The following is a 1,414-nucleotide window of genomic DNA, read 5'->3' on the forward strand; positions in this document are numbered from 1 at the left end:
AGGTGTACCCACCGAGCCCCGAGTTCGTCGCCACCGCCAACGCCGGTCCCGAGTTGCAGGCCGCCGCAGACGCCGACCGGCTCGGGTTCTGGGCGACGCAGGCGCAGCGGCTGGACTGGGCCACCGAGTGGTCCGAGGTGCTGGACTGGTCCGACGCACCGGTGGCGAAGTGGTTCGTCGGCGGCTCGCTCAACGTCGCGTACAACTGCGTCGACCGGCACGTGCTGGCCGGCAACGGCGACCGCGTCGCCATCCACTTCGAGGGCGAGCCCGGCGATTCGCGCGCGCTGACCTACAACGACCTGCTCGCCGAGGTGTGCAAGGCGGCGAACACCTTCACCGACCTGGGCCTGGTGGCCGGCGACCGGGTGGCGATCTACATGCCGATGATCCCCGAGGCGATCGTGGCGATGCTGGCCTGCGCCCGCCTCGGCCTGACCCACTCGGTGGTCTTCGCCGGGTTCTCCTCGCACGCGCTGCGCTCGCGCATCGACGACGCGCAGGCGAAGCTGGTCGTCACCGTCGACGGGCAGTGGCGCCACGGTCAGGCCGCCCCGCTCAAGCCGGCCGCCGACGAGGCCCTCGCCGGCGGCGCCGGCAATCCTGCCGAGGGCGATGCTTCGTCGGTGCAGCACGTGCTGGTGGTCAAGCGCACCGGCATCGACGTCGACTGGACCGAGGGCCGCGATCTGTGGTGGCACGAGACGGTGGACAAGGCCGCCGACACGCACGAGGCCCAGCCGTTCGACGCCGAGCACCCGCTGTTCATCCTCTACACCTCGGGCACCACCGGTAAGCCCAAGGGCATCGTCCACACCTCCGGTGGCTACCTGACGCAGGCCTCGTACACCCACCACTACGTGTTCGACCACAAGCCGGGCCGCGACGTGTACTGGTGCACCGCCGACATCGGCTGGGTCACCGGGCACAGCTACATCGTGTACGGGCCGTTGAGCAACGGCGCGACCCAGGTCGTCTACGAGGGCACCCCGAACTCGCCGAACGAGCACCGGCACTTCGAGATCATCGAAAAGTACGGGGTGAGCATCTACTACACCGCCCCGACCCTGATCCGCACCTTCATGAAGTGGGGCCGGGACATCCCCGATGCGCACGACCTGTCCTCGATCCGGCTGCTCGGTTCGGTCGGCGAGCCGATCAACCCCGAGGCGTGGCGCTGGTTCCGTGAGGTCATCGGCGCCGGCCAGGCCCCCATCGTCGACACCTGGTGGCAGACCGAGACCGGCGCGATCATGATCTCGCCGCTGCCGGGCATCACCGCCACCAAGCCGGGCTCGGCGATGGCGCCGCTGCCCGGCATCTCCGCCAAGATCGTCGACGACAACGCCAAGCCGCTGGGGACCGGCGGCAACGGCTACCTGGTGCTCGATCAGCCGTGGCCGTCGATGCTGCG

1 protein-coding gene is annotated in these 1,414 nt (G+C 69.8%); it reads left to right on the plus strand.

The genetic code is table 11. The features are described from left to right. Nucleotides 1–2: 2 nt before the first annotated feature. Nucleotides 3–1,414: acetate--CoA ligase (locus G6038_RS30680; RefSeq protein ID WP_165042674.1), on the plus strand; the 1,412-nt coding region annotated here is incomplete at its 3' end.

This window comes from Rhodococcus sp. 14C212 (assembly GCF_011058195.1).
Classification (GTDB): domain Bacteria; phylum Actinomycetota; class Actinomycetes; order Mycobacteriales; family Mycobacteriaceae; genus Rhodococcus; species Rhodococcus aetherivorans.